Annotated in this window: 14 protein-coding genes; 10 read left to right on the forward strand and 4 right to left on the reverse strand. The window is 67.1% G+C overall.

Annotated elements, in window-relative coordinates:
• Positions 1 to 45 precede the first annotated feature (45 nt).
• The 10 genes from MUU56_RS05360 to MUU56_RS05405 are packed head-to-tail and all read left to right on the forward strand — an operon-like array spanning position 46 to position 10003.
• Entirely contained in the window at positions 46 to 921 is an 876-nt protein-coding gene (locus MUU56_RS05360) for a carbohydrate ABC transporter permease (RefSeq protein WP_244766280.1), read from the forward strand.
• Positions 922 to 931: 10 nt separating this feature from the next.
• On the forward strand, positions 932 to 1756 hold the full coding sequence (locus MUU56_RS05365; protein WP_064333952.1) for a carbohydrate ABC transporter permease: 825 nt from the start codon (positions 932 to 934) through the stop codon (positions 1754 to 1756).
• Between the two features lie 5 nt (positions 1757 to 1761).
• Positions 1762 to 2760 carry an alcohol dehydrogenase catalytic domain-containing protein gene (locus MUU56_RS05370; protein WP_244766281.1) on the forward strand — a complete coding sequence of 333 codons (999 nt, stop codon included), beginning with the start codon at positions 1762 to 1764 and terminating at the stop codon, positions 2758 to 2760.
• Positions 2761 to 2764: 4 nt separating this feature from the next.
• Positions 2765 to 3841, forward strand: coding sequence for an ABC transporter ATP-binding protein (locus tag MUU56_RS05375; protein ID WP_244766282.1), 1077 nt, complete (start codon positions 2765 to 2767; stop codon positions 3839 to 3841).
• Positions 3838 to 4749 carry a sugar kinase gene (locus MUU56_RS05380; protein ID WP_244766283.1) on the forward strand — a complete coding sequence of 304 codons (912 nt, stop codon included), beginning with the start codon at positions 3838 to 3840 and terminating at the stop codon, positions 4747 to 4749. Before MUU56_RS05375 ends, MUU56_RS05380 begins: the two co-directional genes overlap by 4 nt.
• A gap of 11 nt (positions 4750 to 4760) precedes the next feature.
• Entirely contained in the window at positions 4761 to 5807 is a 1047-nt protein-coding gene (locus MUU56_RS05385) for a tagatose 1,6-diphosphate aldolase (protein WP_244766284.1), read from the forward strand.
• A gap of 27 nt (positions 5808 to 5834) precedes the next feature.
• Positions 5835 to 7313: an NAD-dependent succinate-semialdehyde dehydrogenase gene (locus tag MUU56_RS05390; RefSeq protein WP_244766285.1), complete on the forward strand. Its 1479-nt coding sequence runs from the start codon at positions 5835 to 5837 to the stop codon at positions 7311 to 7313.
• On the forward strand, positions 7313 to 8056 hold the full coding sequence (locus tag MUU56_RS05395; RefSeq protein ID WP_244766286.1) for an SDR family NAD(P)-dependent oxidoreductase: 744 nt from the start codon (positions 7313 to 7315) through the stop codon (positions 8054 to 8056). Before MUU56_RS05390 ends, MUU56_RS05395 begins: the two co-directional genes overlap by 1 nt.
• Positions 8057 to 8063: 7 nt before the next feature.
• The gene (locus tag MUU56_RS05400) at positions 8064 to 9233 is read left to right on the forward strand and encodes a mandelate racemase/muconate lactonizing enzyme family protein (RefSeq protein WP_244766287.1); all 1170 of its coding nucleotides are present in this window, start codon (positions 8064 to 8066) and stop codon (positions 9231 to 9233) included.
• Positions 9230 to 10003 carry a TSUP family transporter gene (locus MUU56_RS05405; protein ID WP_244766288.1) on the forward strand — a complete coding sequence of 258 codons (774 nt, stop codon included), beginning with the start codon at positions 9230 to 9232 and terminating at the stop codon, positions 10001 to 10003. Before MUU56_RS05400 ends, MUU56_RS05405 begins: the two co-directional genes overlap by 4 nt.
• Before the next feature lie 28 nt (positions 10004 to 10031).
• On the opposite strand, the gene MUU56_RS05410 is transcribed toward MUU56_RS05405, so the two are convergent.
• The 4 genes from MUU56_RS05410 to MUU56_RS05425 form a co-directional block, all read right to left on the reverse strand.
• Positions 10032 to 10730: a methyltransferase family protein gene (locus MUU56_RS05410; RefSeq protein ID WP_244766289.1), complete on the reverse strand. Its 699-nt coding sequence runs from the start codon at positions 10728 to 10730 to the stop codon at positions 10032 to 10034.
• A gap of 117 nt (positions 10731 to 10847) precedes the next feature.
• Positions 10848 to 11954, reverse strand: coding sequence for a siderophore-interacting protein (locus tag MUU56_RS05415; RefSeq protein WP_244766290.1), 1107 nt, complete (start codon positions 11952 to 11954; stop codon positions 10848 to 10850).
• A gap of 28 nt (positions 11955 to 11982) precedes the next feature.
• Entirely contained in the window at positions 11983 to 13089 is a 1107-nt protein-coding gene (locus tag MUU56_RS05420) for an ABC transporter substrate-binding protein (RefSeq protein ID WP_244766291.1), read from the reverse strand.
• Positions 13090 to 13100: 11 nt separating this feature from the next.
• Entirely contained in the window at positions 13101 to 15251 is a 2151-nt protein-coding gene (locus MUU56_RS05425) for a TonB-dependent siderophore receptor (RefSeq protein ID WP_244766292.1), read from the reverse strand.
• Positions 15252 to 15279: the final 28 nt, after the last annotated feature.

The raw sequence follows: 15279 nt of genomic DNA on the forward strand, positions 1-15279 counted from the left end.
CGGGACCCGGTATCCGACACAATCGCCCACTGGAAGGACCGGACAATGATTCCAGGCTCGACCAACAGCCAGGGACGGCAGCTTGCCGCGCTCTCCGCACCGGCGGTCCTCTTCACCGTCGCCATGATCGCCTTTCCGGTTGTCTACACGATCTGGCTCGGCTTCCACGCGTTCTCGTCGACGGGGGAGGCAAGCTTTGCAGGCGGAGCCAACTATGCGGCGCTCGTTGCCGACGGCGAGTTCTGGAACGGCCTCTACGTCACCTTCGCGCTCTATGCCCTGTCCATGGTCCTGCAGCTCGTCGCCGGCATCTATCTCGCCATGCTGCTGTTTCATTCCAAGCGCTTGTCCGGCCTCTTGCGTTCGCTCCTGATCTCGCCCTTCATGATGCCGCCCGTGGTGGCCGGCATGATGTGGCTCGTCATTCTCGATCCGTCGCTGGGCGCGGCCAACTACATCCTGGTGTCGCTCGGTCTTCCGGCCTCCGAATGGCTGGCCTCTCCGACCTGGGTGATCCCGACCATCGCCCTGATCGATACCTGGCAATGGGCGCCCTATGTCGCGCTGATCGTTCTCGGCGGGCTGCAGTCCTTGCCGCCCAGCGTCTACGAGGCCGCCCAGATCGACGGCGCCTCTCCGTTCCGCATCTTCCGGCGCATCACCCTGCCGCTGCTGCTGCCGACCATCGTCACGGCCGCCGTGCTGCGGAGCGTCGATCTGCTGCGCTTCTTCGACATCATCTACATCACCACCCAGGGCGGGCCGGGCAATGCCTCGAACACGCTCAACATCTACGGGTTCCGGGTCGGTTTCGAGTTCTTCAACATCGGCTATGCCAGCGCGCTCATGATCACGCTCTCGGCCATCGTGCTGGCCGCCGTGCTCGTGCTCAACCGTCTGCGCAACGCGGTCGCCTGGTAAGGAGACGACGATGAACGACCATTCGAGCCCCCGCTGGGTCCACTGGCTGAACACGCTGCAGCTGACCGTCGCGGGCATCCTTATCCTGGCGCCGACCGTCTGGATGGTGCTTTCCTCCTTCAAGCCGTCCTTCGAGGTGACGGCCTATCCGCCGACGCTGTTCTTCCAGCCGACCTTCGAGAACTACGTCACGCTGTGGCAGACGACGCCGTTTCTGTCCTATGCGGTCAACAGCTTCGTGGTGACCATCGGCTCGACGCTGCTTGGCCTTGCCTTCGGCATCCCGGCCGCCTTCGCCGTCTCCTGGTCGCGCATCACCTGGCCGGCCGTCCTGACGCTTGCCGCGCGGATGGCGCCGGGCACGCTGTTCCTGCTGCCCTGGTACATCATGTTCCGCGAGGTCGGGCTGATCGGCTCCTACACGGCGCTGATCCTCAGCCACGCGGTGATCACCATGCCGATCGTCATCTGGGTGCTGCTTCCCTTCTTCGACAACATTCCGCGCAGCGTCTTCGAGGCGGCGCAGATGGACGGCTGCTCGGTGACCCGCATTCTTTGGCGGATCGCCCTGCCGCTCGTCGGCTCCGGCGTCGCGGTCGCCTCGATCCTCGCCTTCGTCTTCTCGTGGAACTTCTTCCTCTTCTCGCTGATCCTGTCGAATTCCGACACGAAGACGCTGATTGCCGCTGCCTTCAACTTCGTCGGCGAAGGTTCCACCCAGTGGGGCTCGCTGATGGCGGCCGCCACGCTCATCGCGCTGCCGCCGCTCGCGCTCGCGATCCTCGTCCAGCGTTGGCTCGTCGCAGGGCTGACCCTCGGTGCCGTCAAGGGATGATCAGGATGACAGACAGAAAGAATGCCCGCATGCGCGCCTCCGTCTTCCACGGCGACCGCAGGATCACCATCGAAACCCGGGACCTGCCGCCCGTCGGGCAGGGCGAGGTACTGGTCAAGGTGCTGCGCACCGCGCTTTGCGGCTCGGACTTCAAGCTCTGGTACAAGGGGGCGGAGTTCACCGCCGGCCACGAGATCTTCGGCGTCGTCGAACAGCCGGGCCATCCGCGCCACGGACAGCGCTGCGCAGTCTATATCCCGGTGCATTGCGGCCATTGCGATGCCTGCCGTGCGGGCGACACGCAGATGTGCCTGGAAGTATCGAGCCTGATCGGTTGGAACCGGCCGGGCGGCTATGCGGAATATGTGCCAGTTCCGGAAAACTGCCTGTTGCCCGTCCCCGACGACATCGAGGACGACCTCGCGCCGCTGCTGCTCGATACGATCGGGACGTCCGCCCACGCCGTTCGCTTCGCCATGCCGCTGGTTCCTCCCGAAGGGTCTGTGCCGGTCCTCGTGACCGGTGCAGGCCCGGTCGGGCTCGGCGTGGTGCTGGCGCTATCGAGCCTTGGCTATGAGGACATCCATGTCAGCGATCCGAACGAGGAGCGGCTGGCGATCGCCGTTTCCTTCGGTGCGAAGGCCCATCCCGTCGGCGCGCGCGAAAAGCGCTTCAAGCTGATCTTCGAATGCTCCGGCGCGCATGTGGCGCGCAATCTCGGCATAGAGCTGGTCCTGCCGCGCGGGGCCCTGATGCTGGTCGGGGAGAACGCCGCGCCCTGGACCATCGAGGAAGGCAAGATCTTCCGCCGCAAGGACTTCTACATGATCCGCACCTTCTATTTCCCGGTCGGCGACTTCGCGCCGAATGTCGAACTGCTGCGCGCCAACAAGGAGCGCTATCGCCGGCTCGTCGACGCCGCTTTCGGTCTCGACGACCTGCCGGAGAATTTCGCCCGCTTCGCCGAAGGCAAGCTCATCAAGCCCGTCCTCTCGTTTGGGTGACACCATGGCCTCGATCACGATCAGGAACATCGCCAAGAAGTTCGGCGAGCTCACCATCATCCCCGGCCTCGACCTGGAGATCGCCGACGAGGAGTTCGTCGTCTTCGTCGGGCCGTCCGGCTGCGGCAAGTCCACGCTCCTGCGCATCATCGCCGGGCTCGAACCGTGCACCTCGGGCGAGCTCTTCATCGGCGAGACGAAGGTCAACGACGTGCCGGCCTCCAAGCGTGACATCGCCATGGTCTTCCAGGACTACGCGCTCTATCCGCACATGACCGTCTACGACAACATGGCCTTCGCGCTCGAGCTGCGCGGCATGAGCAAGGCGGAGATTGACCAGCGCGTGCGCCGTGCGGCGGGCCTCCTGCATATCGAGCCCTTCCTGGAGCGCAAGCCGAAGGCGCTGTCCGGCGGCCAGCGCCAGCGTGTCGCCATGGGGCGGGCGATCGTCCGCGACCCGAAGGTCTTCCTGTTCGATGAGCCGCTCTCCAATCTCGACGCCAAGCTGCGCGGCCAGGTGCGCACCGAGATCAAGGCGCTGTCGCAGGAGCTGAAGACCACGATGATCTTCGTCACCCACGACCAGGTGGAGGCGATGACGATGGCGGATCGCATCGTGGTCCTGAAAGGCGGCGAGATCCAGCAGTTCGGCCGGCCGGAGGAGGTCTACGAGACGCCTGCGAACCAGTTCGTCGCCGGCTTCATCGGCTCCCCGGCGATGAACTTCTTCCCGATCCGGCGCGCGGGCGATGCCTTCGTCTTCGAAGGCGCCCCGCATCTGGCCGCCCCCGTGCCGGACGCGCTGAAAGCGGCGCTCGGCGGCAGGAGCGAGGCGGTGCTCGGCATCCGGCCGGAGCATTTCGTTCCCGTCGGCGGTGAGGAAGGCGTGCTTCCCGTCGTGATCGACCTGGTGGAGCCGCTCGGTTCCGACACGCTGACGCATTTCGACCTTGCCGGGGTGAGGACCGTCGCCCGCGTCGATCCCGAGCTCAGGCCGAAGGTCGGCGACAGGCTGGGCCTCGTCGCGCAGGCCGGCAAGGCGCATCTCTTCGACAGCGTGGACGGAAAGGCCATCCGATGAACCGCCCGCCGATCATGCCGGCAGGGGCCGCCCCGGCGGTCGTCTGCCTCGGGCTGTCCGCGCTCGACCGCATCTGGCGGGTGGAGACGCCGTTCACCGGCGGTAGCGAGAAGATCCGCGCGGGCGAGCACCTGACAGAAGCGGGCGGCATGGCGGCGAATGCCGCGGTGACCGTCGCAAGGCTTGGTGGCCGGGCTTCCTTCTGGGGCAGGGCGGGCGACGACGATGCAGGCCGCCTCATGGCGGAGGCCTTTGCGGCCGAAGGTGTCGATATCGGCCAGTTCCGGCTCTTCGAGGGCGGGGCATCGTCCGTCTCGGGCGTCATCGTCGATGCGCGCGGCGAGCGGCAGATCGTCAATTTCCGCGGCCGCTATCCGGCCGATCCCGCCTGGCTCCCGCTTGCCGGCCTGTCTGCCGATTGCGTGCTGGCGGATCCGCGCTGGCCGGAGGGGGCGGAGGCGCTTTTCACCGAGGCGCGGCGCCGCGGCATCCCGACGGTTCTCGACGGTGACGTCGCCGACGCCGATATCTTCGAACGCCTGCTTCCGTTGACCGACCACGCCGTGTTCTCCGAGCCGGGCCTGCGCGGCTTCGGCGGAGAGGACCTGGACGCGGCGCTGGCGCTGGCGGCGGGCTTCGGCTGCCGCATGGTCGCGGTCACCCGCGGTGGCGACGGCCTCGTCTGGCAGGACGGTTCCGGCAGGCACGACATGCCCGCACCGGCCGTCCAAGCCGTCGACACCACGGCCGCCGGCGATGTCTTCCACGGCGCCTATGCCTTTGCGATCGGGGCGAACCTCGGCATTGCCGATGCACTCGGCTTCGCCAGCGCGGTCGCTGCCCTGAAATGCACACGGCCCGGCGGCCGTGCCGCCATTCCCTCCCTCGACGATCTGAAGTCATCCTGAAAGGAAACGTCATGCTCACACTCGGAAAAACCCGCGGCCTTGCCCGTCTCGCCAACAAGGACGGCCACTTCTGCATGGTGGCGCTCGACCAGCGTCCGCCGCTCTTCGAAGCGCTCGCGGCGGCGCGCGGCATCGACAAGTCGGACGTCACCTTCTCCGACATGATCACGGCAAAGCGGCTTCTGGTCGAAAATCTCGCCCCGCATTGCAGCTCCATGCTGTTCGATCCGAACTATGCCATTCCCGCCGCCATCGACGTGCTGCCGCCGGACTGCGGCCTGATCGTCACCCTGGAGGATCACCGCACCGAGGAGACCGAGGGCGGCCGCAAGTCCAAGGTCATCGCCGACTGGAGCGTCGAGAAGATCCGCCGTCTCGGCGGCGATGCGGTCAAGGTGCTCGCATGGTACCGGCCGGATGCCTCGGCCGACGTTCTCGCGCACCAGAAGGCGTTTGTGCGCAAGATCGGCGAGGATTGCCGTCGCCACGACATCGCCTATGTGCTCGAACTGCTCGTGTTCCCGTTCCTCGGCACCGCGGGCCATACGGCGGATTATGTCGAATCGCCGACCAAGCTGCCGGAACTCGTGATCGAGAGCGTGCGCGAATTCGCAAAGCCTGAATACGGCGTCGATCTCCTGAAGCTCGAAAGCCCGCTTGCCGCAAACAGCCTGCCGCCGCGCGACGGCAGCGCGGCTGCCCTTGCCGCCCAGCGGGAATTCGATGCGATCGGCAGGATCTGCGCCGATGCGGGCATTCCGTGGGTGCTGCTGTCGGGCGGCGCGGCGACGGAAAAGTTCGAACGCGTGCTCGACTACGCCTATGCCGCCGGCGCCGGCGGTTTCCTGGCGGGCCGCACCATCTGGCTCAATGCGATCCGCTCGCATTTCCCGGATACCGCTGCCGTCGCCAAAGCGCTTACGGAGGAAGGCGTGTCCGTGGTGGAGCGCCTGAGCGCACTCACCGCCGCCAAGGCCCCGCGCTGGACCCCCCCGGCGCCCGCCTTCCAGGAGATTCACAATGAAGGCGACTTCGCCAAGAGCTATGCCGCTGCCTGACACGGGCCATTGACGGAAGGAACGACCATGGACGATCGATCGACGCAGCCGGTGCCGGCCCTGAAGGACCGGTCCCTCCTGACCGACAAGGCCTATGTGGCCGGCCGCTGGCTGGGCGCGGTGGACGACAGGACCATCACGGTCACGGACCCGTTCGACGGATCGGTCATCGCCCGTGTCCCGGATCTCGGCGTGGAGGTGGTTCGCCAGGCGATCGACGCGGCGGCCCTCGCGCAGGCCGAATGGGCACGGCGGTCCGCCAAGGAGCGGGCCGCCGTCCTGCGGCGCTGGTACGAGCTCATCGTCGAGAATGCGGAAGACCTCGCCCAGATCCTCACCGCCGAGCAGGGCAAGCCCCTCGGCGAGGCGAAAGGCGAGATCCTTTCCAATGCCGCTTATCTCGAATGGTTCGGGGAAGAGGCCAAGCGCATCGACGGCGACATCATTCCCGGCCCGAACCGCAACCAGCGCATCATGGTGCTCAAGCAGCCCGTGGGCGTCTGCGCGGCCATCACGCCCTGGAACTTCCCGAACGGGATGATCACGCGCAAGGCAGGGCCCGCTCTTGCCGCCGGATGCTCCATGATCCTGAAGCCCGCCGCTCAGACGCCGCTCTCGGCCTTCGCGCTCGCCGTTCTGGCGGAGCGTGCCGGCGTGCCGGCGGGGGTTTTTTCCGTCATTACCGGCGAGGCAAGGCCGATCGGCATGGAGTTCTGCCACAATCCGAAGGTCGCGAAGATCACCTTCACAGGCTCGACCGGCGTCGGGCGCTGGCTGATGAAGGAGGCGGCGGACGGCATCAAGCGCCTGTCGCTGGAGCTTGGCGGCAACGCGCCCTTCATCGTGTTCGACGACGCCGACATAGACGCGGCGGTCGAGGGGGCGATGATCTCCAAGTTCCGCAATGCCGGCCAGACCTGCGTGTGCGCGAACCGCATCTATGTCCAGGAGACCGTCGCGGAGGCGTTCACCGCCAGGCTCCTGGAAAAGGTCTCGGCGATCACGCTCGGCCGCGGCACGCAGGCGGGCGTTAGCCAGGGGCCGCTGATCGACGACAGGGCCGTCGCCAAGATGGAGGAGCATGTCAGCGACGCGCTCGCCAAGGGCGGCAGGATTCTCGCCGGCGGCAAGCGCAGCGCGCTCGGCGGCACCTTCTTCGAGCCGACCGTCATGAGCGGCATCACGCAGGACATGAAGGTGGCGAAGGAGGAGACCTTCGCGCCGCTCGCCCCCATCATCACCTTCCGCGACGAGGACGAGGTCATCGCCATGGCGAACGACAGCGAGTTCGGTCTCGCCTCCTATTTCTACGCGCGTGACCTCGGCCGCGTCTGGCGGGTCGCCGAAGCGCTGGAGGCGGGCATGGTCGGCGTCAACACCGGCATGCTGGCCAACGAGATGGCACCGTTCGGCGGCGTCAAGCAGTCGGGCATGGGGCGGGAAGGCTCCTCCTATGGCATCGAGGGTTTCCTCGAACTGAAATATGTCGCCGTGGCAGGCATCTGATGGGCGAGACCACGGATCCTTTTGCCTTTCCGCCCGGCTTCCAGGTCGTCGTTGTCGGCGGCGCGGGGGATATCGGCTCGGCGATTGCCGCGCTGTTCCACGCCCGCGGCGCGAAGGTCGTGGCGACCGGCCACGACCGCGCCGCGCTCGACCGCTCCGCCCTGTCGCGCCTTCCGGCCGTCGATCTCGACGTCCTGGACGTCACCTCCGACGAGGCCGTGGCGGCGTTCGCCGCCCGCTTCGAGCGGGTCGATGCGCTCGTCAATTGCGCGGGCATCCTCGCCCGCGACGAGGAGTTCCGGATAGAGACCTTCCAACGCGTGCTCGACGTCAACCTGACCGGCACCTTCCGGACCTCCACGGCCTTTCGCCCGCATCTTGCCGCAAGCCGCGGCTCGATCGTCAACATCGCCTCCATGAACGCCTTTGCCGCCTTGCCCCGCCTTCCGGCCTATTGTGCCAGCAAGGGCGGCGTCGTGATGCTGACCAAGGCCCTCGCGCTCGCCTGGGCGGAGGAAGGGATCCGGGTCAACGCCGTCGCGCCCGGCTATATCGAGACGGCGATCAACAGCGAGGGGCGCAAGGACATCGCGCATCGCGACCGGATAGCCGCGCGCACGGCGCTGAAGCGCTGGGGCCAGCCGGAGGAGGTGGCGGGCGCCGTGGTTTTCCTCACCATGCCGGCTGCACGCTATGCCACCGGTACGGTCTATGCCGTCGACGGCGGCTTCCTTGCGGGGTGAGGATGCCATGAGCAAGACAGGGTCCACCCGTTCCCCTGTGATCAGGTCCGTTGAGGCGCATGTCTTCCGTATGCCGCTCGAAAAGCCTGTCTCGACGTCCTTCGGCACGATGAGGGACCGGCCGGCCGTGCTGGTGCGGCTGGAGGATGATGCGGGCCTGGTCGGCTGGGGGGAGATCTGGTGCAACTGGCCGGCCTGCGGCGCGGAGCATCGCGCCCGCCTGCTCGTCTCGGATATCGCGCCGCGCATCCTCGACAGGCCGCTGCCCGATCCGGCGGACCTTTGGAAGGAATTGACCGCGGCAACGCACATACTCGTGCTGCAGACCGGGGAGGCCGGCCCCTATGCGCAGGTGATCGCCGGCTTCGACATGGCCTATTGGGACCTTGCCGCCCGCCGCCGCGGCGTGCCGCTTGCCGTGGCGCTGTCGCCCGATGCGGCGGGCGCGGTGCGCGCCTATGCCAGCGGCATTCATATCCGCGACGCCGAAAAGGTCGTGGCGCAATCCCGCGCGGCCGGCTACCGCGACTTCAAGGTCAAGGTCGGTTTCGACTTCGATCGCGACCTGGTGCTGATCCGGGCGCTCGCCGGGAGCCTGCAGCCCGGGGAAACGCTGCATGCGGACGCCAACCAGGCGTTTTCTCCGGAAGCGGCGCGAGACTTCCTGTCGGCGACGGCCGATCTCGGGCTCGGCTGGGTGGAGGAGCCCGTGCGTGTGGATGCCGGCCCGGCCGTCTGGGGCGAGCTTGCGCGGCTGACCGCAACGCCGCTGGCCGGAGGGGAGAACCTTGCCGGCCTGCGGGCCTTCCGGTCGGCAATCGGCGCCGGCCACCTCTCCGTCATCCAGCCCGATGCGGCAAAATGGGGCGGACCGACAGGCTGCCGCGCTGTGGCCCGGGCCGCAATCGCCGCCGGCCGGCGCTACTGCCCGCATTTCCTCGGCGCCGGCATCGGCCTTGCCGCCTCGGCGCATGTCCTGGCGGCAGCCGGCGGGGACGGGCTGCTCGAAATCGACGTCAATCCGAATCCGCTGCGCGACGCGGTCGCGCCCGCATGGCCCGTGGTGGAGAAGGGCGTCGTCGTGCTGCCGCAAGGGCCGGGCCTCGGAACGGTGCCGGACCTCGACCGGCTCGAACCCTTCCGCACCCTCGCCCTGGCGGCCGGTTCCACGGCATGATCGGCACGAGCGAACTTGCCCTCTTCGCCGCGCTCGCCTTCGTGGCGGCCTATGTGCAGACCCTGACGGGTTTCGCCTTTGGCCTGTTGCTGATGGGCGCCCTGGCGCTGACGGGCCTTGTCCCGCTGCCGGAGGCCGCCATCGTCGTCAGCCTGCTGACGCTCGCCAATGCCGTGATGGTGCTGGCGCGGGGCTGGCGGGATATCGTCGTGAAACCGTTCCTTCTGTCGCTTGCCGGCGCCCTGCCCATGGTCGCCGCCGGCTACGGGGTGCTGACGCTTCTGGCGGCCTCGTCGCTGTCGGCGCTGCGCCTCATCCTCGGGTTCGCCATCATCGTGTCGAGCCTCCAGCTGATCCGGCGGCCGTCGCCGCTGGCGCAGCAGTCGGGCGGGCCTGCCTTCCTGTTCTTCGGCGCGCTTGGCGGCCTGATGGGCGGGCTCTTCTCCACCGCCGGGCCGCCGCTGGTCTTCCAGTTCTACCGCCAGCCCCTGCCGCATCGGGTCGTCCGCGAGACGCTCGTGGCGATCTTCGCGCTCAACTCGGTGTTCCGTCTCGGCCTCGTCGCGGCAGCCGGCGACTGGCAGCATCACGCGCTTTTATGGGCGCTTGCCGGCCTGCCGGCCGTCCTGGTTTCGACCTATCTGGCGCGCCGCTGGCCCCCGGCGCTTTCGGCGCGCACGCTCCGCTTCGCAGCCTTCGTGCTGCTCTTGCTGTCCGGCGTCTCCCTGATCGCGCCCGTGATCCTGGGGGCCGTTCCGGCGCGCGCATGACGCGCCGTCCGCCTCCGCCGGTGCAGAGCTACCAGAGGCCCGGAACGAGCCGGAACCGGACGCGGCGCGCATAGTCGGCATAGCCCTCCAGCCCGGATTGGAGAAGGGCGTCCTCCCAATGCGTGCGCAGGACAAGCACCGCGCCGGCAACCGCCGCCGGCACGAGCGCCCACCAGGAACCGAGCGCCGGCGGCAGGCCGGCGAACATCATCAGCGCGCCGACATAGCCGGGATGACGGACGAAGGCATAGGGGCCGAAGGTGATGACGCGCTGGCCGCGTTCGCGTTGAAGACGCACGCCGGGCTCGAAGAAGCGGTTGACCCCCTGCGCCCAGGTGGTGATCGCGATGCCGGCGGCGAGAAGCGCGTAGCCGAGGACGATAAAGGCCGGGGGCACGCTCGACCAGGACATCCTGCCGGCATCCAGCGTGGCGAGCGGCACTTCGGCCACCATCGCCGGCAGCATCAGCAACAGCAAGATCCGGTCCCAGCGTTCCGTTCCTGGCTGGAAGCGGCTGCGAGCCCGATAGATCGCCGGGTTCACGCGCTGCAGGATCAGGGCCGAGACCGCGAAGGCGGCGACGAGGAAGCCGATGAAGATCCAGCCGGGCATCCAGTCGAGGCGCCCGGCCGGCAGGAAGACCAAAGCCAGCAGCGCCGCAGGCAGGCCTATCGCATAGGCGCTGGTCTTCGTTCGTGACATGGGGTCGGGTTCGGTGACAGGCATCCGTCGGCCTCCTGGTTTCGCGCCGCAACCGTCGAACCGTGAGCGTCATACCTTATCCGTATCGCGCGCCAGCCGCCAGCGGCGCAGTAAGCGCGGGGGGCGCATAGTGTGCGGGCATCAACCGGCGACGACATCGCCGCCGGCCTCGATGATTTCATCATTGCTCAGGCCGCGACGCCAATGGGAGAAGGCGACCTGCCGGTGGTTCGGCAGCTTGACCGTCTCGCGCAGGAACTGACGGATTTCCCGGAAGGTCGAGTATTCGCAGCCACACCAGAAGAAGGTGTCTTCCTTGTCCGCGGGCCAGTCGAGGGATCGAACCGCCTGCGCCAAGGGATCCGGAGTGCCCGGCGGCCGGCCGTGCCGGTGAAACCAGCGTATGTCGACGCCGCCTGGCGCGGCGATCGGTTGTTCCTCGGCCTGTTCGGCCACCTCGATGAGAGCGACGCCCTTCGCATCCCGCGGCAACGCCTCGATCATGCGGGCTATGCCCGGCAGGCCCGTCTCGTCGCCGACATAGACGTTCCATCTCGCGGGCTTGGGCCCGTGAGCGCCCGGGCCGAGCAGGCCGACGAGCGCGCCCGGTGCCGCCTTGCGGGCCCATTCGACGCCGGCACCGCCGGCATCGTGCAGATAGAAATCGACCTCCAGCATTCCCGTTGCCGCATCGACGGTCCGCATCGTGTAGATGCGCGACGCGAGCTGTTGCCCGCCCTTCGGCCAGACCAGCCGCCCGTTGTCGCCGAGCCTCGGCCATTCGGGATTGGGCTCGCCATGCGGCTGGAACAGCAGGCGACAATGGATCTGATCGGGCACATCGTAGTGAGCGAGATTTTCCCCGGCGAAGCGGATGCGGCGCATCCGCGGTGTCAGGTCGCGCACGGCGCGAACCGTCAGGACCCGAAAGTCCGGCGGCCATGTGTCGCCGGCCTTGTCGCCGGTCCAGACGATGTCGGGATCCTCGGCTCGTGCGACGAAATCGACCAGGCCGGTGAGGGCGTTCTTCAGGCGGTTGAGGGATGCGCCATTCTCGGCTTCCACCGCGATGTGGAGCATCTGGCCGGCGGGCCGCACGCGAACGGTGCCATAGGGCGACGTCGCGACATGGATGCCGTCCGCAAAACGAACCTGCATGTCGTGATCGCCGAGCAAGATGAGGATATTGTCCAGATATCGCGTCAGGTCGGAAAATGTGATCGTGGTGTGCGCCTTTAGGCTCGGCATGGCCAAATTCCTGGGATTTCCGGGGCTGTCAGAGGCTGACCCAGCACGGGCCGGCGATCGGTCTTGCCAGGAAGCGCCGGTTCAATTCCGCCAATGTTTCGTGCGGATCGATATCGTGGCAGCGGTCGGGATGCAGCCATTTGGCGGCGACTTCCAGGAAGAGGAGGTTGAGCGGCTGGGCGGTGATCAGCCCCGTCCAGATGCCATGCACCTGCTTGTGCTCTACAGCCTTCAAGAGGTGAAAGCCGGGCCGTCCGGTGAGGCGCTCCAGCCCGGCGCGCGCTTCGGCTTCGGGAAGGCCGGGGCCGATCGCGGGTCTCGTGGCGTTCGCATAGCCGCCACCCGTCGCGATGTAGACGTCGGCGCCTTCCGCGAGCAGCTGTTCGAGCTGGATCTTGGCGGCCCACGGGGAGGACGCGGCATCAAGCCCGCGGCCGCCGGCCGCTTCAAGAAGCGTGCCCCAGATGTCCCGGCCGACGGCCCAGCAACAATCATCGTAGAGCGAGCCGATTTCGAAATAGGTCTTGCGCGGCGCGACGCCCGCCAGACGTCGTTTCAGCCGCTCGATTTTCTGCTCATGGAAGGTCCGGAAGGCCGCGGCCTCCCGGCGGCGATCCAGGATCGCGCCCCACATGTGCATCAGGCGTGGCAGTTCCGCGAGCGGCGAGGGCGCCTCACCTGCCGCGTCATTGCTGAAGCTGCTGCTGAACAGGACGGGAATGCCAAGCTCCGCAAGCCGTTCGGACAGGGCGTCGGCGCCGTTTCCGGGCGCCATGTAGGCGGTGGCGACGACGAGATCGGGTTGCAGGGATATCAGGCCCTCCAGCGAGACGGTTTCCGGCGTCTGCCGGCCGACCAGGGCTATGTCGAAACCCGTGCTGTAGGCGGAATGGAGATCGTCACTGTCCATGCGCTCGACCGCGGCCCAGCCGACGACGAGCCGTGCCGGGTCGGGATGCAGCATGGACATGGTGAGGATGTCGCGCGCCTCCAGAAGCACGATGCGTTGCGGTGGCGCCGCAAGCTCCACCGTGCGTCCTGCCATGTCCGTTACTGTGATCACCTGCGGACCGGCACCGAGAGCCGGGCCGGAGAGTGTTGCGGCGGCAAGCGTCAGGAAGCGTCTTCGGTTCATCCGCATGCCCGTCACCAGCGATAGCGAAGGCCGGCCACGACTTCGCGGCCCTTTCCGACCTGGCAGTAGAAACCGTTGCTGCAGCCCGAATAGTAGTCCCTGTCGAAAAGGTTCGTGACGTTGAGGGTCGCCTCCGCCCCCTTGAAGGCCGGATTGGCCGCGCCGAGATCATAGCGCAGGGCCGCGTCCACCAGGGCGTAACCCGGCGTGCGGACGGCGTTTGCATCGTCCGCGTAGCTGCTGCCGACGATCCGCACCCCGGCCCCGACCGAAAGGCCGTCGAACACGTCGTCATCGAAGGTGTAGTTCGCCCAGAGTGAGCCGAAATACCGCGGCACGCCCTGCGGCCGGTTGCCGACGATCGACGGAACGACGTTCGATCGGGAGATCTCGGTTTCGAGCAGCGTGACGGCTGTGATCAGTTCGAGATTGTCGGTCACGTTCCCACGCGCTTCGAACTCGATGCCGCGGGAACGGACCCCGCCCTGCTGGATGCTGAAGCCGGGCACGGGGCCGGGCGTGAGGACATTCTTCTGCTTGATGTCGAAGGCGGCGAGGGTGAAGATGGCATCGAGGCTTTCGGGTGAATATTTGACGCCTATCTCGAACTGCTCGGCCTCCGTGGGGACGAAAGGCCGGCCGTCCGATCCGACGCCGACGACGGGCTCGAAGGATGTCGAATAGCTGAGATAGGGGGCGATGCCGTTGTCGAACTCGTAGAGCAGGCCCGCCCGGTAGCTGGCCGCGCGTTCCGTCTGGTTGCGCTCAACGCCCGTGAGACGGTTGAGAGAGCCTTCCCGGGACCAGTCGTAGCGGCCGCCCAGCAGGATATGCAGATTGCCGAGGGTCATCTGATCCTGGAGGTATATCCCCGTCTGCCGCAAATCCTGCTTTGCATCCGTGAAGGTGGTGAACGGCCCGACGGGTAGGCCGTACTGCGGATTTGTCACGTCGAGCGGCTGGGCACCGCCGAGCAGGAACAGGAAGTCGCTTGTCGAGCGCTGGACATCGATGCCGACGAGGACCTTGTGCTCCAGGGCCGCTGTCGCGAAGCTCAGTTCCACGTTGTTGTCGGCACTCACGCCGCGCACGCTTTCCGCCGAGTGCGCCGCCCAGCGCGGTAGCAGACCGTCGGGAGTGAGCGGCCCTGAGATCTGAAGGGTCCGGAATGTCGAATCGAGACCGCCATAGCGCAGGCGCGAGCCCACTTTCACCATATCGTTGAAGCGGTGTTCGAAGATGTAGCCGATGCCGAACTGGTCGCGGTCATAGCTGTCGTACGAAGGGTCGCCCACATTGAGGCCGCCGGTCAGGTAGGGACGGTATGAGGCCGGCGCCAGAAAGCGCGGATAGATGTGGTTGAAGTAGCCGCCTTCGGGGTCCTTCTGGTAGAAGCCGAGCAGCGTCAGGCTCGTGTCCTCGTCCGGCTGCCATGTCAGCGCCGGCGCGACCGCAAGGCGCCGTTCATCCACGTCGTCATGGCGCGTGCCGGACTGGCGGCCGATCCCGCTGAACGAATATTGCAGGACGCCGTCCTCGCTCAGCGCGCCGCGGCTCCTGACGCCGGCCTGGACCCGGCCATGGCTGCCGGTCTCAAGGCGCAGCTCGTGGGACGGGTCGGCACTCGGCATGTTGCTGATCTGGTTGACGAGCCCGCCGGGGCTTCCCTGGCCGTAGAGAACCGCCGACGGACCCTTGAGCACGTCGATCTGGTCGAGCAGGAAGGGGTCGATCTGCGGTATGCCCCATGCCTGGCCGCGCGGAAGCTTCAAGCCATCGAGATAGTCGACCGTGCGCATGGCGCTGAAGAAGCCGCCGAAACCGCGAATCGAGAGGCTGTCGAAGCGGCTGTTCTCATCGACGTTCGAAAGAACGCCTGCCGTATAGTTCAGTGCGCTCTGCACCGTCTGGGCGTTCTGGTCATCCATCTGCTTGCGGTTGACGGTCGTCGTCGATTGGGGCGTGTTCTCGACCGGCGTCGCGCCCTTGGTCGCGGTGGTCGTCCGATTGACGACATAACGATCGCCCTTCCGCGGGGTTTCGCTTTCACCCTCGACGACGATCGTCTCGAGCCGGGTCGCGGCGTCCTGAGCTTGAGCGCCGGCAACCTGCAAGGGCAGGAGACTGGCAGTTGCGAGAAGGTAGGTCAGCTTGCGTCCCATTGTGTATCCCCAGCCCCTTGTCCGACCC

Source organism: Shinella yambaruensis (assembly GCF_022899355.1).
GTDB classification, from domain to species: domain Bacteria; phylum Pseudomonadota; class Alphaproteobacteria; order Rhizobiales; family Rhizobiaceae; genus Shinella; species Shinella yambaruensis.